At 40.3% G+C, this 21582-nt stretch carries 16 protein-coding genes, 2 pseudogenes and 1 riboswitch; of the genes and pseudogenes, 3 read left to right on the top strand and 15 right to left on the bottom strand.

From position 1 onward, the window contains the following. The 5 genes and pseudogenes from ACE1B6_RS30155 to rfaE2 all read right to left on the bottom strand — a co-directional run. A pseudogene (locus ACE1B6_RS30155) lies at positions 1–174 on the bottom strand (RNA-guided endonuclease TnpB family protein); the annotation flags it as partial. Between the two features lie 109 nt (positions 175–283). Next, positions 284–1672, bottom strand: a complete 1389-nt coding sequence (locus ACE1B6_RS20345) for an IctB family putative bicarbonate transporter (protein WP_413259091.1) — start codon at positions 1670–1672, stop codon at positions 284–286. A gap of 192 nt (positions 1673–1864) precedes the next feature. Then, complete coding sequence (locus ACE1B6_RS20340; protein ID WP_459563069.1) at positions 1865–3379, bottom strand: GAF domain-containing sensor histidine kinase; 1515 nt, start codon at positions 3377–3379, stop codon at positions 1865–1867. Between the two features lie 448 nt (positions 3380–3827). After that, a pseudogene (locus ACE1B6_RS20335) lies at positions 3828–4277 on the bottom strand (GUN4 domain-containing protein); the annotation flags it as partial. A 1-nt stretch (position 4278) separates the two neighbouring features. Continuing rightward, a complete protein-coding gene (rfaE2, locus tag ACE1B6_RS20330) occupies positions 4279–4779 on the bottom strand; it encodes a D-glycero-beta-D-manno-heptose 1-phosphate adenylyltransferase (protein ID WP_413259089.1) in 501 nt (166 codons plus the stop codon). A 129-nt stretch (positions 4780–4908) separates the two neighbouring features. Here rfaE2 and ACE1B6_RS20325 point away from each other — a divergent pair, with 129 nt between their 5' ends. After that, complete coding sequence (locus ACE1B6_RS20325) at positions 4909–6330, top strand: NADP-dependent isocitrate dehydrogenase (RefSeq protein ID WP_413259088.1); 1422 nt, start codon at positions 4909–4911, stop codon at positions 6328–6330. Between the two features lie 126 nt (positions 6331–6456). Here the strand turns inward: ACE1B6_RS20325 and ACE1B6_RS20320 are convergent, their stop codons facing one another. From ACE1B6_RS20320 to smpB, 10 genes are all read right to left on the bottom strand, one after another. Beyond that, positions 6457–9108, bottom strand: coding sequence for a CHAT domain-containing protein (locus ACE1B6_RS20320; protein ID WP_413259087.1), 2652 nt, complete (start codon positions 9106–9108; stop codon positions 6457–6459). A 40-nt stretch (positions 9109–9148) separates the two neighbouring features. Continuing rightward, entirely contained in the window at positions 9149–11659 is a 2511-nt protein-coding gene (locus ACE1B6_RS20315; protein WP_413259086.1) for a two-partner secretion domain-containing protein, read from the bottom strand. Positions 11660–11821: 162 nt separating this feature from the next. Beyond that, a complete protein-coding gene (locus ACE1B6_RS20310) occupies positions 11822–13021 on the bottom strand; it encodes a hypothetical protein (protein ID WP_413259085.1) in 1200 nt (399 codons plus the stop codon). Between the two features lie 266 nt (positions 13022–13287). Beyond that, a complete protein-coding gene (locus ACE1B6_RS20305; protein ID WP_413259084.1) occupies positions 13288–14400 on the bottom strand; it encodes an LptF/LptG family permease in 1113 nt (370 codons plus the stop codon). 105 nt (positions 14401–14505) lie between these two features. Continuing rightward, the gene (lptB, locus tag ACE1B6_RS20300) at positions 14506–15234 is read right to left on the bottom strand and encodes an LPS export ABC transporter ATP-binding protein (RefSeq protein ID WP_413259083.1); all 729 of its coding nucleotides are present in this window, start codon (positions 15232–15234) and stop codon (positions 14506–14508) included. Positions 15235–15293: 59 nt separating this feature from the next. Next, on the bottom strand, positions 15294–15821 hold the full coding sequence (locus tag ACE1B6_RS20295) for an LptA/OstA family protein (RefSeq protein ID WP_413259082.1): 528 nt from the start codon (positions 15819–15821) through the stop codon (positions 15294–15296). 185 nt (positions 15822–16006) lie between these two features. After that, positions 16007–17659, bottom strand: coding sequence for an SBBP repeat-containing protein (locus tag ACE1B6_RS20290; RefSeq protein ID WP_413259081.1), 1653 nt, complete (start codon positions 17657–17659; stop codon positions 16007–16009). 281 nt (positions 17660–17940) lie between these two features. After that, positions 17941–18357, bottom strand: a complete 417-nt coding sequence (locus ACE1B6_RS20285) for a DUF309 domain-containing protein (protein ID WP_413259080.1) — start codon at positions 18355–18357, stop codon at positions 17941–17943. After that, entirely contained in the window at positions 18354–18722 is a 369-nt protein-coding gene (locus tag ACE1B6_RS20280) for a ferredoxin thioredoxin reductase catalytic beta subunit (RefSeq protein WP_413259079.1), read from the bottom strand. Before ACE1B6_RS20280 ends, ACE1B6_RS20285 begins: the two co-directional genes overlap by 4 nt. Before the next feature lie 308 nt (positions 18723–19030). Beyond that, positions 19031–19498, bottom strand: a complete 468-nt coding sequence (gene smpB / locus ACE1B6_RS20275) for an SsrA-binding protein SmpB (protein WP_413259078.1) — start codon at positions 19496–19498, stop codon at positions 19031–19033. A gap of 124 nt (positions 19499–19622) precedes the next feature. Continuing rightward, positions 19623–19708: riboswitch (Glutamine riboswitch) on the top strand. Positions 19709–19752: 44 nt separating this feature from the next. Here smpB and ACE1B6_RS20270 point away from each other — a divergent pair. Continuing rightward, positions 19753–19911, top strand: a complete 159-nt coding sequence (locus ACE1B6_RS20270) for a hypothetical protein (protein ID WP_413259077.1) — start codon at positions 19753–19755, stop codon at positions 19909–19911. A gap of 162 nt (positions 19912–20073) precedes the next feature. Beyond that, positions 20074–21318 (top strand): cytosine deaminase, encoded by a 1245-nt coding sequence (gene codA / locus ACE1B6_RS20265; protein ID WP_413259076.1) that lies wholly within the window; start codon positions 20074–20076, stop codon positions 21316–21318. The last annotated feature ends 264 nt before the right edge of the window (positions 21319–21582 follow it).

The raw sequence follows: 21582 nt of genomic DNA, 5'->3' as shown, positions 1-21582 counted from the left end.
GTCTTTTGCTAAAACAGCGCAAACTTTCTGCAAGTCATTTCTTGTAGTTCCTTTGTTCTCCATCCAATATCTGACGCATTTGTTCCTGACAAATTGCGCCGTTCTGATGGCTTCTTCTAGCTTTTGGTATTGTTCGGGAGTTCCGCCCTTTAGCTTGGCTTCTACAACTAAGATTTGTTTATCCTCGACCTTGGATTAGCTTCAGCTTAACACACTTTACCCATGAATGGTAGAATTAAACGTTGCTCCGCTTCTGAGGCGGGCTGGTCGGATTTCATCCCCGTTAAACTACGTTGTAACGGGGGCATTCATCCGACATTTTTAGGTAATAACTGGCAATCAAAGCAATCATAAACCACCAGAGAGTATTAACTTCCGGGCGATACAAAACAGTATCAAAAGCGCCATGAGCTAACATACCAAAAAGACTCGCGATCGCTGCCATTAACCAAAAAGCTTGTTGACTACCAAACTCTCTTAAACGGCGCAATTGTTGCCAACCTTGGTTAAAAGTAACTAACAGCAACCACAAGAAACAAATTAAACCAACAAACCCAGTTTCTACTAATACCTCCAATATCACAGAATAAGCACTTAAAGCAGTGTAGCGAGGACGCATATAAAGCGGATAAATCTTATTAAAAGCATTATTGCCTGGGCCAATACCTAAAATTGGTCGATCGGCAATCATTTCTCTCACCGCCGCCCAAACATTCAGCCGAAAATTATTACTACTATCTTCTCGCCCAACAAACATACTCAAAACCCGATCGCGCACAGGTTCCACAAACAGCACCGCCAACACCACAAAACCCGCCATACCTCCTAATAAAATCGGTAAAGACCAAGTGCGCCAAAAAGTTGGTAAATAAACACTAAACCAGTAAAACAACAACAGCAAAAAGGTGAAAAACATCACCACAAAACCGATCCAACCCCCACGGCTGAAAGTTAAGATTAAACAAAGAGAATTAACCCCAAACATCACCACAGCCAAAGCCTTACAGATCCAACCTCGCCAAGCGAAAATAGCCGCTAAAGAAAGAGCGATCGCCGGAACCAAATAAGCAGCTAATAAATTCGGATTTCCCAGGAAACTGTAAACTCGCGTAGTTTTCGCTAAAGTAGACTCTGCATCAACCCAAGTCGCCAACTGTTCTGCACCAAAAATCCATTGACGCAAACCATAAACGCTGACAATCAAAGCCACCAACAAATAAACAGTAATAGTAGCAGAACGGAGACGAGGCGATCGGAAAACCCGTGCCATCAGCCCAAAAAACAGCAAATACAGCGTCAACTTCACCAAACCAACCAACGCCGCCATCTTCACCGGAGACATCGCCGTTGCTACCGCCGCAATCCCCCAATACAGCAACACCAGCAAATGAATCGGAGTCACACCAGCCCCCCCCTCATCCGATAGCGTCAGCAGCAGCCAGAAACCACCACAAGCCAAAAGCAGCACGCCGATCAGATCGTTAGACACAAAGGGAGCCAGAGCAAACACCAGACTCACCAATAAAGCCCCCAGTGCTTCTCCCCACTGCATTAGCCAGCTACCCCTGCGCCAAGCAGCCAAACAACCTACCAACTGGTATAAATAACTAGCACTCCGCCACTGATACAAAGGTAGATTAGACAAAGTAAGTGTTTGCCAAGCAGAATTCATAAATTACTTGTCATTCATCAATAGTTATTTGTCATTTGTCAACAGTCATTTGTCAATAGCTAATTTCTCAATCACAGACTAAAGACCAAAGACCAAAGACCAAAGACCAGTGCAGTATAGCGGAACTAGACCAACCATTCCAAATTGTTAAACAGTTGATTCAAGAGAGATTTGCCTATTTATTTCGGAAAATCACTCATCCACAGCCTTTACTTTAGGCAACAGGATCACATAACGATATCCCGATTCCGGTGAACCTTGAATAGAAATATGACCACCCTGCATTTGTGCTAAGTGACAACTGAGTAGCAAACCCAAATTTTCCGCAGATTCGCCATTTAAAGGTTGGGCCGAAATTTCCACCTCTTCGCTGGCACCTACTAGCCGATCGTCCAAATGAGAAAAATCAGCTAACGCCGAAGAATCAATTTGCGAAGTATCCTCTTCCGAAGGAATCGCCAAAGTTGACCATGTTTCCTCATCTCCAGCCACAGAAGGCAAACTTTCCGATCGAACAGGAATCGCTTTCGTAGATGATTGACACAAATAGGATTCTACATTAGGCAGACTATCTCCCAACCAAGGATGAGAAACCCAAACCGCAATATTTAGTCCCTGATTTTTCCGAGATACATGAATCCGAACCACACAACCAGTATCCGCGGTTTTCAGCAAACTAGACACCAGATGATAAAGCATCTGTCTCACTTTTTCCTTATCTAGTTGCCAAATCCGATTACCAGGTTCCACAGAAACCCGAATCTTTTGACCCCTGCGATTAGCCGCTTCCTCCAAACAATTGCTAGCTTGTTGGCAGAGCATTTCAATATCAGTAGCCGAAAGACTCAACCTAGAATCATCAGCATTTAGTTCTCCCAAAGCCAAAATTTCGTTTACCAAAGACAGTAAATATTGACCGCTGTTTTGGATAATTTCCAAATATTCTCGTTGTTTTTTAGTTAACGGGCCATAAATTTCCCGACCCAAAACGCTTGCCATTCCCAAAACCGAAGTCAGAGGAGTTCTGAGTTCTTGGGTGATTTGTCCTAACAGCTTGACTTGAATTTGATTAGCCGCTAATTGTTCATTAGGTTGAGATGGGGAAATAACTTGGGTATTTAAATTCACCATCACTCCCGAAGGTTCGGTGCTAGTTTGTAAGCGACTCCGCTCAAACTCACTCATGATCCAGCGAGCCATGAGTTCTAAAAACTCGATATCCTTGCTAGAAAAGTTACGTGCTATTTTATCCATCACTGCTAAAGTACCCAAGCAGTGTCCACTAGCGGTTAATAGCGGTACTCCTAAATAGGCGTGGATACCGTAGTGTTGCACCAATACACTTTTGGCAAAAACTGGATCGGTGGGAGCGTCATTAATGAGGACTACTCTTTGACTTTCTACTACATGATGACAAAAAGATTCCGATCGCAATAACTGACGAGATGCTGCCAGCTGGTTCATTAAACCTAACCGCGATAAACCAACTGCTGACTTGAAAACTTGTCGCTCTCTGTCCATAATGCCTAAGATGCAGATGGGTGCATCTAGGAAATGGGCTGCTGTTTGTGTCGCCTCATCGAAAATCGGGATATTTTCTGCTTGCAGTAGTCCAGATTCTGTCAAAGCTATGAGGCGTTGTTGCTCTCTTGCTTGAGGTGTTACACCATTCAAACCCAAGAATAGATTGTTTTCAGGGCTTACCATGCCAACTGCTACCCGCATAATTTAAATTAACGTGAAATTTACTTAGCTACTGCCTGATGCTTATAGCTATTCTTAAAGTTCCCCAACTTGGTTCCAGACAAACATCTTTTTCGGAAAATAGTAATACTATTTGTAAAATTCCCTTGTTACTGCTTCTGAAGGCGAACAACTAGTGCCTGTTGGCAGAAGTGATTGAGCTAGTTGAGAATAGGTTAAAAGCTGAATATAAAAGCCTTTTTGCCTTTAGCCTTCTGCCTTGGAGCCTTTTGCCTTCTGGCTGTAGCAGAAGTTTTTCTGGCTTTTGTGTCTACAAGGGCAGAATTACGTAAATCTTGGAGATTGGGGAGTGGTGATTGGGGTTTGGGAAAAATCGTCATCTGCCAAAATTTAGATCTTTCCAGTACAGTCAATACCCCAGTCCTTATTTATGAATCTTCTTGCGATCGCCTTAAGCTGTCCAAGCTGGATGTGATAATAAGGAAGCCATAACTCGCACTCCACGTAATTGGTTAGAAAGTGGTAGATGTCCTTTGGGCGCACTTAGATCCCAAGTAAATTCATTGGGGTATCTTGTCCAATTATTTCCTGTCTTCCAGCCGATTTTAGGCCAAAGTTTTTCCCAGTTTTTTCCTAAAGAAAGCCAGATTTCTCTTTGGACGGAAAAGCCAAATTTACCTTCGGAGTAATTCCACCACAATCGATCGATCGTTTGTAAATCTGTAACCGGAAAGTTTTCTACCTCAGTAAAGTACAACCATTTTCTTTGTATTGCTTCTACTCCCGCTAATTCACATAACTTTTCCAGAGTCATGCGATCGGCAGCTTGAAAGTCTTGTGCTTTCAGCAGTGTTTCCAAGGGAGTGTAGTCAATATTGCGTTCAGATTTTAATAGCACTATATCAGTATTGCTCATGGTTCTGTAAAATGCGATTAATTATACCTGTGGTAGAAGTGGGAATTTCGATTTGAATTAATTTTACCTGCCCACCGTAAGCTTGAACTACAGTTGCTTCTGGCAAAGTTTCGAGACTATAATCACCTCCTTTAACATAGATATCAGGTTTTAGGGCGGCGACGAGTTGAGAGGCGGTGGTTTCGGCAAAAATTACTACAGCGTCTACAGGTTTTAAGGCGGTGAGTAGTTCGGCTCTTTGAATTTCTGGTATTATGGGTCGCTGTGGCATACCCGGGCGATTGGGTTTAATAGTTTGTGTCGATCGATCGCTGTTTAAGCCAACAACTAGCGATCGTCCCAAGGATTTGGCTGCTTGTAAGTAACGAATGTGACCTACATGAAGTAAGTCAAAACAACCGTTGGTAAATACCAAAGGTCGCCATTGATTTGGGGTGGAGGCGATTGCTTCCTGTAACTGGGCTAAATCGTAAAGACCTAAAATCATTGTAAATATTTGCCCTTCACCAAGGACAGTGTACCTGACAATACCAAACAGTGCGATCGCGTAGCGTACCGTTAGGTGTATCGTCTAAGCTTTTCTAATATTGTGCTATTTCAGATGTACTAATGGATTATGTACGAAAAAATTACACCCCCAACTACAGGTGAACGCATTACTTTCCTTGACGGAGAACCCAAAGTTCCCGATAACCCGATCGTTCCCTTCATTCGTGGCGATGGTACAGGCGTAGATATTTGGCCCGCCGCCCAAAAAGTGTTTGATGCAGCGGTAGAAGCTGCTTACGGTGGCAAACGGAAAATCAGCTGGTTTAAAGTTTATGCTGGTGATGAAGCTTGCGAACTCTACGGAACTTACCAGTATTTGCCCCAAGATACTCTCACTGCGATTAAAGAATATGGTGTGGCAATTAAAGGCCCTTTGACAACACCTGTAGGCGGTGGGATTCGTTCTTTAAATGTGGCTTTGCGGCAAATTTTCGACCTTTACGCTTGTATTCGTCCCTGTCGCTACTACTCTGGTGTTCCTTCACCGCACAAAACTCCCGAAAAGTTAGATGTGATTATTTATCGGGAAAATACCGAAGATATTTACTTGGGTATTGAGTGGCGAGAAGGTACGGAAATTGCTGATAAGTTGATTCACATCCTCAACAATGATTTAATTCCCGCTACTCCCGAACACGGAAATAAACAAATTCGTCTTGACTCCGGGATTGGGATTAAACCAATTAGTAAAACTGGTTCGCAACGTTTGGTTCGTCGGGCTATTAAGCAAGCTTTACTTTTGCCCAAAAATAAGCAGCAAGTAACTTTGGTGCATAAGGGCAATATTATGAAATACACTGAAGGTGCTTTCCGTGACTGGGGTTACGAGTTGGCGACTAGTGAATTTCGGGCTGAATGTGTGACGGAACGGGAATCTTGGATTCTCAGTAATAAAGAAAGAAAACCTGATATTTCGATCGAGGATAATGCTCGGAAAATCGATCCGGGTTATGATGCTTTAACTGAGGAGAAGAAAGCCCAAGTTTGCCAGGAAGTTGAAGCGGTTTTAAATGCAATTTGGGAAACTCATGGTAATGGAAAATGGAAAGAGAAAGTGATGGTGAACGATCGCATCGCTGATAGTATTTTCCAACAAATTCAAACCCGTCCTGATGAGTATTCCATTTTGGCTACTATGAACCTGAATGGAGATTATCTTTCTGATGCTGCGGCTGCGATCGTCGGTGGTTTAGGCATGGGTCCCGGTGCTAATATTGGTGATGATTGCGCGATTTTTGAAGCAACTCACGGTACTGCACCAAAACACGCAGGTTTAGATCGGATTAACCCAGGTTCAGTTATCCTTTCTGGCGTAATGATGTTTGAGTTTTTAGGTTGGCAAGAAGCTGCCGATCTAATTAAAAAAGGTATTGGTGGCGCTATTTCTAATCGTCAAGTTACTTACGATTTAGCAAGGTTGATGGAACCACCTGTTGAACCTCCTTTGAAGTGTTCGGAATTTGCTCAAGCGGTGATCGATCGTTTCTAAATTAATTAAAATCAAGAAACCCGGTTTTTGCAAAAACCGGGTTTCTCGTAAGGTTTGTTGTCAGGACTTCAGTCCTATAATTTAAGAAAGAACGACTGAAGTCGTTACTACGAACTTAATATCAATTTATAACCAATTTCCGACAAGAATAAAAGCAGACCAATGGAAAGGGTGTTTATAACGAGAGTTTGCATAATTAGTTAAAAAGGCAATTTGTGTGTTTCTTAATGCCTCAGCTTTACTCAGTTTGCGATCGCTTAATTTTTGATAAAACAGAGTCATAAATTCAGCGGTGGAAGCATCATCTATTTGCCACAAAGTTGCTAATGTACTACTGGCTCCAGCACGAATCGCAACTCCTGCAAGTCCTAAAGCGGCTCGTTTGTCACCTGTGGCTGTTTCACAAGCACTCAAAGTTAACAAATCTACAGAAGTTGGTTTATTTGTGCCATTACTTCTTAATAAATTATCTAAATCGCTAACTTTAATTCGTTTATACCAATCTAAAATAAATGTTTCTTGTAAATTAGAACTAAATTGTCCGTGAGTGGCAATATGAACTATGTTAAAAGGTTCAGAATTAATGTGATTTTGAATCTTTTCTACAGTGAAATATTCGTTTTCTAATTTTACTGTTTTGTCAATTTCTTTTTCGATAGCTGCTAGTTCTAAAGTTACATTATCTATAGAACCAAGTCCTTCTAATTGAAAACTGGGAGCACTTGCACTTCCCGCAACAATGGCTCTCAAATTTTCCTGACTGAGAGGTTTAGGATTGATTAATTGTAAACCAGGTGTGACAACAACGGCGTATTTTTCGATTAAGTATTGTTTGCCATCATAAAGTACAGCCGGAGGAATATTTCGCAAGGAACTATCGAGAACAAATACTAAGGTTTTAATCTGATTTTGGGGAGGATTATTTACTAAGTCAGTTTCTAATGGTTTAATTAACCAATCATAAATTTGTTGTGATGCTTCTTTGAGTCTGTTTAATCTAGTAATAGGTTGAACTAAATTAATGAGAAGGTTTTGTACTACTTCATCTACCCGATCTTCTGAGATGTTATCTTTAGTGTAATGGCGTAAGTTGTCTTTTCCCGGAAGTTTAATAATTATTTCTAAACGATCTTTTAAAACAATTGGATAAACAATGGCGGCTTGGCTGTCTAATTTGTCAATATTTACAGGTTCTAGTCTAGCGCAAGCATTGCGGAAAAAGTTATCTAATTCGGCAATTTGTAATGCTTCAATAACGTTTCTGGCTTGAGTTAAGTTTTCAATGTTTGCTGAAGGAACTTTTAATAGTAAATCAACTAATTCTCGATAAACAGGTTCGACATTTTCCCGAAAAGAAAACTGAATTTCGGGATTTAGTGCAACTAATTCACTGCGTAAATTGTTCAGGGTATTAAATGCTTCTGAGTAATAAGTAATTGCTTGGGAATTTTGTTGATTTTTCAGGATTCTTCCTAGTTGCCATTGCCATTGATAAGCGATATCTGGTGAGTTGATTTTTTGGGCAATTAAAAGTGCTTCTTTGGTAAATTTTTCGGCGTTTTTCCAGTTATTAGTTTTTTCGGATAGTTTACCTAATGTGCCAATGGCGTAAGATTCGGCTCTTTTATCTGCTAGGTTTTTGGCTTGTTTAATTGCTGTTTCTAAGATTTCTGTAATAATTTGCGGGTTAGCAATTTTGGGTTCTTTTTCGATAATTTTGATTAAGTTTTCTGCTAGGTTAACGTAAGCATAGACAGATTCTCGGCTGGCGGGTAAACTAGTTAGTTGGGTGAGGATTTGCGATCGCAAAATTCCCACTTCTTCTAATTGATTTAAATCAATCAACAAACTTAACTGATTTAGTGCTGCTTGAATCTGAATTAAAGGTAAAGAAGTTGCTGCGGCTTTTTGATAGTAATTTAATGCAGCTTGACTATGATTTTCAGCAATTTTTTTATTATCTAAACTAGCTGCTCTTTTAGCTAAAGTACGCTCAGTATTTCCTAAACTTAATAAAGTTTCACTTGCTGCGGTATAAGATGCGCTTAAACGTTGAGCTACTGCTAAACTTTCTGTTAAAATTTGCTGAGATTCTGCTAAATCTCCTCCTAATCTTAAGAGGTTTCCCAAATTACGTAAACCAGTAACTTTTAAAGGGGAATCTGGCAAATTATTTAACTGTTCTTTGATTTGAGCAAATAGTTTTTCTCCACGTCGATAAAGTCCTAACATTTGCATTGCTTCAGCTTGATTGATTTGGCTACCAAGTACTCCCATTTCGTCGCCAGCTTGAGCATATAATCTGGTAGCTTCTTGCCAAGTTTCTAAAGCTGCTTCGGCTTTTCCTGTTAGTAATTGTAAATGTCCTTGAGCATTTAATACTTGAGCGTGAATTTGCTCATTTTTACCATTTTGGGAATTCAATAATGTCAAACTATGATTAATTGCTGCTTCGGCGGCTTGCCATTCTCCGAGCTTTTGATAGGCTAAGGAAAGTAATCCTAAAATTTGCGCTTGTTTCAGTTTATCGCCTGTCGCTTGGTATTTATTAGCGGCTTGTTTTAAGGTTTCTACTGCTTGGGAAAATCTTCCTGCGTCGTATTGGGATTTTCCAGTTTGTACTAAGGTTAAAATTGAATTTTGGTTGGTAAGTGTTGGTTGTGCGGTGATTGGTAGTTGGGGATGAATGCTCAGAGTTAGAATTAATCCTAAGATGGCTAGGAAAATTAAGTAGGGTTTGATGTATATTGTATTTAGCGATCGCCAAATCCACTGCATTTTCTCACTTCCTCAATATCACCAATTAATCTGTCTAAACTTATAAATTAAAGGATGAATTTCTAGTAAATTGCCGACAATTAGGATTAGTTAACCAATTGCCATTCGGGGTTACTTCCCTTACTTCTGCTACCAAAACTATATGACCATTAGCATTTTTGTACCATCCTTGAGCTTCGTTAATTTCTGGTAAATTACTTCTAGTTTCTCTGGGATTTGAGCTTGTTTCAACTCTGCTATTTCCCGAATTATTTTCTTCTCCAATCCGCCAATCTTCCCAGGTAGCACGAGCATTAAGAGCTTCAGAAGGTGGCGTTGGCAAACCTCCACGTCCGGTAATTGTAAACTCACTACCTTCGGAAGCAATACAGAAATTTTGGTCGATTAATCCTGTGACATCTACTACTTCTGTTGGCAATTCTACCAAACCTTGAGCAGGGTCAATTCCTTGCAATACTACTAGAATTTCGCCACTCAGTTGGGGAGAAGTTTGGGAAATAGCAGAAATATCATTACTAGCAAGTTCGCTAGAATCAAATTGGCTTAAATCAGTAGTACCAAGAGTTGCTTGTAAATCTTCTAAGCTACGGAGTTGTAGACCAAACAAACCTTGAGTGATAATACTAACTTGACCTCCTCTTCCCGAAAAAGCGTTAGCAGTAATATCGCTGTTTTCCCCAGGCATTGCTACTATTAAATCAGCATTGATATTCACATTGCCACCGTCTCCGCCTTGACGATTTGTACCCGCAGAAGTGGAAATTTGACCATTGCGACGTAAGAGTAATAAATTAGCTACTTCTAGTCGAATGTTTCCTCCATTTCCTGATGTTGTGTTAGCGGTGATTGCGCCAGATTCTAAGTCAATATTGGCAGCTTTAATTAACAAATTTCCCGCATCTCCGGGATTTGCTTCATTACTCAAACTACTAACACTAACTTTTGCGCCATCTTGAACAATTAAACGTCTAGTTGTAATAGTTAAATTTCCGCCGTCACCTGTACCAATGCGAATTCCGGCATCGTTTGTATCTAAAGAATTGCCTGTATCAGCAATTATTCTACTAAACTGTTGACCGTTTTCGGAAATGCCGATCGCAATCACTTCTTCTAGAGCATTAATATTAATATTACCCCCAGCACCATCACCATAAGTAGAAGCCGATAATTCCGCACCATCTCGCACAATTAAGCGTCGAGTATTAATAGTTAAATCTCCCGCTTTTCCAATTCCTCTCGTTTGTACAGATATTCCACTCGAACGTTCTTCAGTGGGAGAAGTACCAATTAATTCGATAAATTCGGAGGCATTAACTGTAATACTACCACCACCTGGACGGTCAATTGTGGAAGCAGAAATTTTTGCTCCATCTTGCAAAATTAACTGTCTAGTATTAATAATTAAATCTCCCGCTTGTCCCGCACCTTGAGCATCACTAGCTATTTTACTTGGTCTATTATTATTTCTAGAACTACCGCCACGAGAATTGTTAGAATTACCTCCTTGATTGTTTCCTGTTCCTAGCAGTTCAATTCTCTCGGCGTTAATAGTAATTCCGCCGCTATTTCCTTGACTATTTTCTCTTGCTGTTGCGGAGATTTGCGACCCGTCGCGGATATTTAATTGTGATGTTTGAATGGAAATTCCTTGACCGTTTCCTTCTCCTAATGTGTCGGCACTAATTTCGGAAAGGTTGGTTAAGGAAAGGTTTGCTGCTTGGATTTGAATCAATCCGCCGCCTTCACCATTAACATTTATTCTAGCATTGTTATCGAGGAAAATATTATTTTTAGTGATATAATCAGGTAAAGTTAAACTTAAGTTATTACCGTCAATATTCAATCCTACTGTTGCTTCTCCGGTGACTGCTGCTAATTCGATTCTGCCATCTCTAGCGTTCAATCCACCTTTATCGATCAGGATTTCTCCACCTATTAATAATAAACTTTGACTTTCGGGAACTTGTAAGCCAAATGTTCTTTCTGGTCGGCGGGAAAGTTCTACTGTCGATCGATTTTCTATTCTTCCCGATGTTTGTTGATTAAATAAAAAAGCTGAAGGATTTACTGTAAGTAAGGGCGGATTTGTGGGATTTGTGGCACTGAAAAAACCTTGATTGCCAAATTGAATGCTATTAGCTGTACTGGCTACAAAGGAACTTCTTAAATCAAGAGTGGCATTTTTTCCAAATATAATTCCGTTCGGATTAAGTAAAAATAAATTCGCTGCTCCATCTACTCCTAAAGTTCCTAAAATATTAGATGGATTGTTGCTGGTGATGCGACTGAAAATATTTTTTATGCCGTTAGGATTGGCAAAATAAACTCTTTGATTTTCGCCAATATTAAATTGCTCGAAACTATGAAATAAATTACTACCGCGAATTGCTCCACCATCAATCCGATCGGCTAAATTATCCTTAATAGTAACATTCGGAGTCACGATCGAACTTTCTGTTCCCAAAGTGCGATCGGGCATAATTTGAGCTAAGGTAGAATCAGAAAAGCAGAATACAGAAAAAATACAGCAAGATAAAGGAAAAAACTTCATTTCTTTCTTTGCGTCCTTTACGTTCTTTGCGGTTAAAATAGACAACAAAAAAGGAAAGAAATCTCACTAAACGATCCCCTTCCCCAGGCAAATTTTTCCTTATTTCTTATTGCCTACTTTACTTTAGCTTACTGTTTAGTCATACTTCACCAAATCCTAAGTTTAAGGATTAGAGAAAGTATTAATTTGTCCACCACCAATAGTTCTTCCGGGAGGTGTTCTGGGAACTGAAAACGGTGCTGGTGTATTTTGGACTTGCGTCGGTGCCGTTTGAATTCCCGAATTTACTCCACTGGTACTAGGCACAGTTGTTGTGGTAGTTGGTACTTGGGGTTGGTTGATGTAAGTATAGGAATTAGGCACATTATTTGTCAACCCAGGATTGGCAGTATTAGGTATGTTAGATGGTACACCAGTTGTCGGAATTTGTGTTGGTAAAGTAGTGTTACCAGTAACATTAGAATAAGGCGTGAGAGGAACCGATCCTTGTATCGGCAGTCCATTATTAGTAGTTGTAGTTGCTCCTGAATTGTTATAAGGAGTTGTCCCTAATAAAGGTCTTATTTGATTAGGTTGTGCAATTAAATTAACGTTGCTTTGTCCTGGTTGGTTGGTCGTAGATGTAGAATTGCTAGGGTTATTAGTGGAGTTTTGTTGGCGATCGAGTGCTGATTGCAATGGATTTATTTCGTTACCATTAGCGTCAATATTTCTTTGATTATTATAACCATTAGCCCGATCTAAAGCGGTTTGTAAGGCATTTTTGTTATTCAAATTTGTTGTAGTATCCGGTGAATTTAGACCGCTAGAGTTACCACTTGGCAGATTGTAAAGGAAAGGATTTGGAGAACTTGCAGCATTATTTCTCCCAGCATTATTGACAGTGGGAAATTTAATTGTAAAGGGATTATCATCTGTATTTGCTGCTGCTGGTTGCTGATTTGTTTGTTCTTGAGAAGAATTAGCCGCCTTATTTTTCTCTTGCCTTTGCCTCATGTATTGTTCAAATATATTTTGCTTTGGTTTTTCTGGTGCAGCATCGAAGGTTTCGGCACTAGCAGCTAAATCATTTTCCAGTACAGTAGATATGTCTATATCAGCTGCGATCGCTCTATCTTCTGGACTAATCTTCGATTCAGAAGCTTGATTATCTTCAGCGTAATTACTGTTACTCTCATTACTAACAGTAGGATCGCCTTGATTTTCGTCAGCAATAAACTCTTCTAAATTAGCAAAGTAAATCCCAGCGAAAGTACTCACCACCATTAAAAATATAATGGTTCCCCAAACTTGAGGGCGTAGCAAAGGGCGTAGCCTTGCTTTCAGATAACGGAGATGGGCGGGAGGTTGATGAGATGACATGACAGGAATCCAAATAAGCTAGCAGGTAGTGATTTCATGCCCGGTGAAGCTTCATTTTCCGTAATACTTTTCCGCCAGACAAGATCTCACATTGGTATCTATTCCCAGGATAACTTTATTCCTCAATCTTTTGTTGTTTTTTTTATAAAGATTATATCAGAAAATTAGCAATCAGAACTGAGAAGTCAAGCTTTCTCCCAGAAAAAACAAAAGCAATTAATCAGTGTAATTCCCTAGTCCCTAATCCCCAATCACCAGCCCCCAAATTAACGAGCAAGTCGCCACAATAGCCAACTACCCATAGTTACACCAAATATATTGGGCAGCCAAGCCGCAATTTCAGGCGGAAGAATGCCACCTAAGCCAAAAACGTCGCCCAAAGTCATTAATAAATAATAGGCAAAAATAATTAAAACGCTGATCCCAAAACCAGTAGCTTTACTAGTGCGTTGAGGTCGAATGCCTAAAATTGAACCCACTAAACCAAATATTAAACAAGAAAAAGGTAAAGCGACTTTTTGGTGAATCCGAATTTCCAGTTTCCGAATTTTTTTGCTGTCGTTACTTAAGCGAATTAACTTTAGTTGTTCTGTAGCTTGGGCAATGTTCATTTCTGCATAGTCTCGCCCTTTTCTGGCAAAATCTAAGGGGGCGCGAGGTAATTGTAATTGTTGATGTTCAAAGCGCATAATATGCTGATATGTACCATCGGGCGCTACTAAATAAGTTGTGCCATTGTAAAAATCCCAGGTATTTTGGACTTGATTCCAAACTGCTGATTCTGATACAACAATGCCGTTAACTCCCGATCGCGATCGCTCCAACACCGTTAAACCTTTCATTCTCTCTCCGTCAAACTCTTCGGCATAAAATAACCGAGTCATCACCTCTCTTCTGCTACCATCTGGTTGAGTTACCTTGTTAAATTCGGGATAAATAATGTTATTTTCTTGAAAGTCTTTTTGTTGTCGATTTAAAGCGACTTGTAAAGTTTGCGTAGCTTCATATTTCGCTGCTGGCACAACAAATTCATTCAACCAAAAACAAACTCCCGTTACCACTATTCCCAGAAAAACTGCTGGCATTAATAAGCGATAAATATGAATGCCAAAACTACGTAAAGCGATTAATTCACTATCACTACTCAACCGACTATAAGTAATTAAAGTCGCTAACAGCATCGATGCTGGTAAAGCAAAAGCAATAAAATAAGGTAATTGCAATAAGAAAATCTTCATCGCGATCGCAGGTGATAATCCCGCATCGCTAATTTTCCGCATTAAATCAAATAAAGTACCGATAGTGACTGCTACTGATGAAAATAGCCCGACTCCAAACAAAAAAGGCGGTATTAGTTCGGCGATCAAATAACGATCCATCACCGAAATTCCACCTGGAAAATTGAAGAATCTAGATTTAAATTTGGGCATTAGGCAGTTGTTAGTTAGTAGTTGGTAGTGGGGATTTGCCAAGAATAAAAGTAATTATTTTTGGAAATTTTCTCCTAAATAGTACTGTCTCACTAAGGGATTATTATAAAGTTCATCGGCACTACCAGAAGCTAAGATTTGTCCATCGCGCATAATATAAGCTCGATCGGTAATCGCCAAAGTTTCTCTGACGTTATGATCTGTAATTAAAATCCCAATTTGCCTTTCGCGCAACTTTTGCACAATTTCTTGAATTTCTGCCACAGCGATCGGATCGACACCAGCAAAAGGTTCATCCAAAAACAAAAAATTCGGCCCCTGTTTACCAGCAGCTAAAGCCCTAGCTAACTCCGTCCTCCGTCTTTCTCCCCCAGAAACTTGAATTCCTTTAGTACGAGCTACTTTTTCTAAGCGAAACTCGCGCAACAAAGCCTCTAAACGTGCTTGTCGTTCCCAACGAGGGACTTGTGTTTGTTGCAAAACTAAGAGAATATTTTCTTGGACATTAAGATGGCGAAAAATGCTAGCTTCTTGAGCTAGATATCCAATGCCTAATTTTGCCCTTTGGTGCATGGGTAAATTAGTCACATCGCGATCGTCAAGCCAAACCGTACCAGAATCGGGACGTTCTAAACCAGTAGCAATATAAAAAGTAGTAGTTTTACCAGCGCCATTTGGCCCAAGTAAACCCACCACTTCCCCTTGCCCAACCGAAAGATTTACCCGATTCACAATCTGCCGTTTGCCGTAAGACTTATGAATGTTCTGTAAAACAATTTTCACACTGCTTTCTCCGCCTAATGGCAGCCATACTAGAAAATTGTGTTTGATTCTACCACTGCTTAACGTCCTCTGGGGGAACGATTATTAGATTGAGGACGGTTAGTAGTAGTGGGAACCTTGGGTGGTGGAGTAGCTTGAGGATTTAAATTAGGGTCAGAAACCAAGTAAATTGATTCTACCTGACGATTAGCTTGGGGCACAGCGATAAATCGCCCTTCATCAATCAGATAAACCACTTGTTCGCCGCGAATACTATTACCATTTTGTAAAACGTAAACATTACCCGTAAGAATAATCCGCCGTTCCCTGCTAAAGTATTGAGCTTGAGCAGCTGTAGCTTGAATTTGGCGGGCTGGGTAAAATAACTGGACATTACCTCTAGCGGTAATCACTCCGGTTTTTTGGTCTGCTTCTTGAATATCAGAACGCACTGTTAAGGGGCGACTGTCAGCAGTTGGTGGAGAGGTTTGGGCGAGCGAAATTTTATTGGTACTCAGTGCGATCGCACCCATAAACATAGAGGGTAACATCAAAGTTAACCCCAGGCGACGCAGATTATATGGAAAAAATTTAACAGCAGGCATCATAATTCACGCAAGCTTAGGAACATTAAGCTGGATGCTGGTTAATCATAACATTTCATACAGCTATTGCAGGCGATCGCCAGAAATAACAGCAGACCAGAAAACATAAAGGATGAAAAAGCTTTCTTTCCTTCTTCATCCTCTTCATCTCAGACTTGATGACTGATACAAAAGTTCCCAGCCATTACTTAATACTCTGTTATCCCAGATCCACTAGCCAATTTTAGGGTAAATATACTAGGGCCGATACTCCCAGGAAGGAGATTATAGACACCGCTACCTGGATCGAAATCTGTGGTTCCCCAATAATAGCCTGTGGTCAACACATTACCTGCATTATCAACGGCAACATCTTTACCTTGGTGCTGAAAACCGCCCTCCGCAGCCTTAGCCCAAGCAAAACTGCCATCGCTATTGAGCTTAGTCACGAAGAAATTAGGGTTTCTTCCCTGAGAACTAAGATTAAAGACTCCCTCTCCCGGATCAAAGTCAACCGTGCCACTAAATCCGCCAGTGGTGTAAATATTACCAGCACTGTCAAAAACGGTGTTTGTTTCGTATATTTGAGCACCTATACCTTTAACCCAAACAAAAGTGCCATCACTATTAAATTTGCTAACAAATCTTTCAGAAGTTCCCTGAGAAGTTAGATTAAAAATGCCTTCTCCAGGGTCGAAGTCAACCGTCCCACTAAATCTGCCAGTGACGTAGAGTGTGTCTGTGTTATCAATGCTGATGCTGCTACTAGTGTTGGAGTAGATGGTTTTATCTGTCAAGTTAGAGCTAGAGCCACCATCTTCACCACTGCTACCGATCGCTTTCGCCCAACCAAAGCTACCATCACTATTAAGCTTGCTGATAAATATGTCACTTTCTCCAGCCGAAGTGAGGTTAAATATACCCTCTCCTGGGTCAAAGTCCACAGTACCACGGAAAAAGTCTGTGGTATAAACATTACCTACGCTATCAACAGCAATGTTCAGGCTACCTCCGTCATTACCATACCAGCGATCGCTATCGTCTATAACTTGAGCCCAAACAAAATTCCCATCACTATCCAGTTTGGAAATGAATATATCCTGCTCTCCCTTGGAAACAACATTAAAAGTTCCCTCTCCAGGGTCAAGATCGGCAATACCAGAAAAATATCCTATAGTGTAAACATTCCCTGCATCATCAACAGCAACACCACTCCCAGCATCAGAACCACTACCACCCATCGACTTAGACCAAAGCGGGTTGCCATCATTACTCAGTTTAGCCACAAATACATCACTGTTTCCAAAGTTACCCGTCGAGATATTGTAATAATTACCTTTGGTAATACCAGTGATATAAACATTTCCGGCATCATCCAGAGCGATATCAAAGCCCATGTCATTGTTCTGAGAAATAGGAGCCTCACTCCCCAAGCTCGTAGCCCAAGCAAAACTACCATCACCGTTGAATTTTGAGATGAATATATCATCCTCACCAGTAGATGTCAGGTTAAAGACTTCATCTCCAGGATCAAAGTCAGTCGTCCCCCCAAAAACGCCAGTAGTGTAGACATTTCCCTCGCTATCTGTGACAATCCCAAGACCACCAAAGGAAGCAAAAGCATTTCCGGTTACAGCATTCGCCCAGAGAAAATCGCCTTCTACAATATTAGTGCAAGTACTATTAGTAGCGGCATTAATAATAGTCTCGTAGTTGCTTATTTCATCACTAATGTTTGCTCCACCCATGCCGCTGCTAATAGGTATATCTAACTCGTCACAGATTACATTGCCAGGAAAACATGAATTATTTTCTATATTTAAGGGAGGTAAAGGTTGAATGGGTAATTGTTCAGCTAACACTGTTTTTTCTCGATGTAATATTTACCTAAAGAGAGATGCTCAAATTGTAGATACTGCTCGTTAAAGCTTTCTCCCCGATCGATTTTTAAATCAGAATCAAAATAATGATGCTACGAACCAATCAAATACCAAGATAGCCTACTCAATAAAATTCAGCAATTAAAATTTTATCACTAAATAATTACAAGATTTTCCAATTCAAAGGTTTGAACTGCTCGAATGGAATTTGCTTAAAAGTCTATTTAATATTAGGAATAATCCTCAGTAAGAGAGAGCAAGATTTATACAATTTTTGCGATTATCGGTACAGCAAAACTCTGACCATCTAACAAATAAGTAGCAGTATTTTTAATACTTTCGGCAAACTCGCCCACATTTTCTTCCCCAGCCCCTTGCAAAGCTTTTAACAACTCCCGACTCTCAGCAATTAACTTTTCCACATTAATCTCAGCATAATCTGGCTGATAGTAACCTAATCGATTAGTACCTTCACCTAACAAAATTACCGCCCCACGCCAATTTTTGTTACTCAGATGATAAAGAGCAACCGCAATTTGTAAAATCCCTTGATAAAAAGTTTTTTGAGGCTCTGTTGCATCCATCCACAGAGCCTCCAAAGTATCATGGCAGGTGTAGTAATCTCCCGAATTAAATTGTGCTACACCTTGCCAAAAATCGTCAGGAACGACTTCGGTCATGCCATCGCATCTCGCACAGATTTTATTTCTGCTAAAGAAATCTCTTGTTGTTCACCAGCAAAATCATTATCTGGAGTTAAAAACAGCATACAGTGACACTCTTTGCGTTCCCGCATGGGGACGCAAGGACAGTTCCAGAAAGTAGCATTAACCTCTGCTTCTTTGTCTTCGTAGTGACGACAAGGACAAAGCGGAGAACCATAATCATCTTTATGCTTGGCTAGTCCCTCAATGACAACAGCGGTAACAGAAGGGTCAACGCAGAAGTAAGTACCAGTGCGTTTGGCATATTGTTCCGAAAAATGCCGCATAGCTTCTAAGCTATTGTCACTGGATATAGTTTGGTTTTCAGTTGGGTTAGTCATGCGATCGCAAAATTTACTTTACTTTACTTTACTTTTCGTCATCAGGACTGTTTGATTTTATCGTAGGGCTTACACCTGCTACAAATCCAAAGAAAATTAATTACTTACCATAAAAAATTTCTATGGTAACGATTGAAATCAGGAACTAGGGACTGGGGACTAGGGACTAGGGACTAGGAAGTGGGAAGATGGAAAAGTTTTAAGTTTTAAGTTACCAAGAGTTTCGGGAGTAAGAGAACTTTGAATTTTCCTCTCCCCAATCCCCAATCCCAATCCCCAATCCCCAATCCCCAATCCCCAATCCCCAATTAATAACTCTTCATCGCCCGTTCCATCTCCCGCTTATCTTGGCGTTTCTTCAAATCTTCCCGCTTATCATGCAGTTTCTTCCCTCGACCAAGACCCACAGTAAGTTTAACCAAACCCTTCTTCAGATACATCTTCAAAGGCACCAAAGTTAAACCCTTTTGCTCCACCTTACCAATCAACTTACGAATCTCCTGCTTATGCAGCAACAATTTCCGCGTCCGTAGCGGGTCATGATTAAAATATGCCCCACTTCCCTGATAAGGCGAAACATGGACATTCAACAGCCAAGCCTCACCATTGCGAATCAAGACATACCCATCTCGCAGGTTACATCTCCCCTCGCGAATCGACTTAACCTCCGTCCCCTTTAGCTCAATTCCCGCCTCATAAGTCTCTAGAATCTCATAGAGAAACCGAGCTTGGCGATTATCGCTAACAACTTTTATATTTCCACTTTTCTCACTCATAATTGCCACTTTAGCGCGTCAACCCAGCACTGGGGTACTCTCCCCAACATAAAGTTTGTTTAAGAACACAGAACCCGACTTGACATTCTTTTAGAAAAACCGTAACAATAGATACAGAAATTAAATCGTTCATCTCTTTAAAGCCTCTGAGCAAATCAGTTTACAGCGAAAAAGAGACGGAAGTAGGGAGAAATCCCGAAGGAACGCGCCTCAGATTCATCACTGCAAACCTATTACTCTTTGAGGCGAAAACCATGAGAAATATCCATAACATCAACCAAAATTCTGATACCGTTGAAAACAAAGCACGTTCCTTAATGGTTAACAAGCAACGCGCCGCAAGAAACCGTCAACAAACAGTATTCAGCCGTTCTGCGGCAGAAATCGGCCTGAACCCCGAAATTTCTGAATAAATCACCATTTATGGCAACTAATCTCTAATTATTAGCAATCATTTAGTTAGATTGCAGAAGTTTTTCAGCCAGTCGCAGGCTAGTTAAATAATGACTACACCTCTAATTGTTGGAGGTGTATTTTTTTATTAAATTTAAAACATTGCTACTCAGAAAGTTACAATGCCATACGATTTACTCTTGCGCCAATGTCGTTTACTCAACAACGAAATAGTTGATATTGGAATTAGCGACGGTTTAATTACTACCATTTCCCCAGGAATTCAGGAATTAGGACAATTAGAACTAAATATTCAACATCAACTCGTTAGTCCTCCTTTTGTCGAATCTCACATCCATTTAGACTCAGCATTAACAGCAGGTGAACCCCGCTGGAATCAAAGTGGTACTTTATTTGAAGGAATTGAAATTTGGCGAGAACGGAAACAAAATCTCTCCTTAGAAGATGTGAAAAGAAGAGCCAAAGAAACCTTAAAATTGCAAGCATCTCAAGGAGTATTATTTGTTCGCACTCACGCCGATGTCAGCGAATCTACTTTAACCGCACTGCAAGCACTTTTAGAAGTCAGAGAAGAAGTCAAAGATTGGATAACAGTACAAGTAGTAGCATTTCCCCAAGATGGAATTTATAGTAGTCCGAAAAATGCTGAATTAATCGAAGAAGCCTTAAAGTTAGGTGCGGATGTAGTTGGCGGAATTCCCCATTACGAATTAACCAGAGAAGACGGCGTTCGTTCAGTACAGCGAATTTTTGAATTAGCACAACAATATAATCGCCTAATTGATATCCACTGCGATGAAATAGATGATGAACAATCCAGATTTTTAGAAGTAGTAGCCGCTGAAGCAATTCGGAGTAATTTAGGTGCGAAAGTAACTGCTAGTCACACCACAGCTTTTGGTTCTTACAATAACGCTTATGCTAATAAATTAATGGGATTTTTGCCAAGAACAGAAATCAATTTTATTGCCAATCCTTTAATTAATATTACCTTGCAAGGCAGAACAGATACTTATCCCAAACGGCGAGGGGTAACGCGAGTCAAAGAATTATGGCAAGCCGGATTAAATGTAAGTTTAGGACATGATTGTGTTCAAGACCCTTGGTATAGTTTAGGAACCGGAAATATGCTAGATGTGGCGCACATGACAGTTCATGTTTGTCAAATGACGGGAATGGCGGAAATTGATGCTTGTTATGATATGGTTACAGTTAATGGAGCAAAAACTTTAAATGTAGCTGATAGTTATGGAATTGCTGTAGGAAAACCAGCTAATTTAATTGTATTAAATGCCGAAAGTCGCTATGATGCAATTCGGAAAAGAGCAACTGTTACCTATGTGATTTCTCACGGCAAATTGTTAGCACATACGGAAGCACCACAAACTGAATGGAAGAGAGTTTAAGCTGTTAAGCTGTTACGCATTTAAAAGTCATATTGTAGGGTGCGTCAGATTTAGATATTTTCCTTTCTACATAGGCTTTACCATCTGACGCACCCTACTCGTTAATAAGTGATTTAAATGCGTAACAGCTTACGCATTTGAAAGTCATATTGTAAGGTGTGTCAGATTTAGATATTTTCCTTTCTACATAGGCTTTACCGTCTGACGCACCCTACTCGTTAATAAGTGATTTAAATGCGTAACAGCTTACGCATTTGAAAGTCA

Origin of the sequence: Floridaenema fluviatile BLCC-F154 (genome assembly GCF_041929135.1) — a bacterium.
In the GTDB taxonomy this organism is placed as follows: Bacteria; Cyanobacteriota; Cyanobacteriia; order Cyanobacteriales; family Aerosakkonemataceae; genus Floridanema; species Floridanema fluviatile.
The sequence above is the reverse complement of the archived record's forward strand: the minus strand, read 5'-3'. Positions and strand labels throughout refer to the sequence as shown.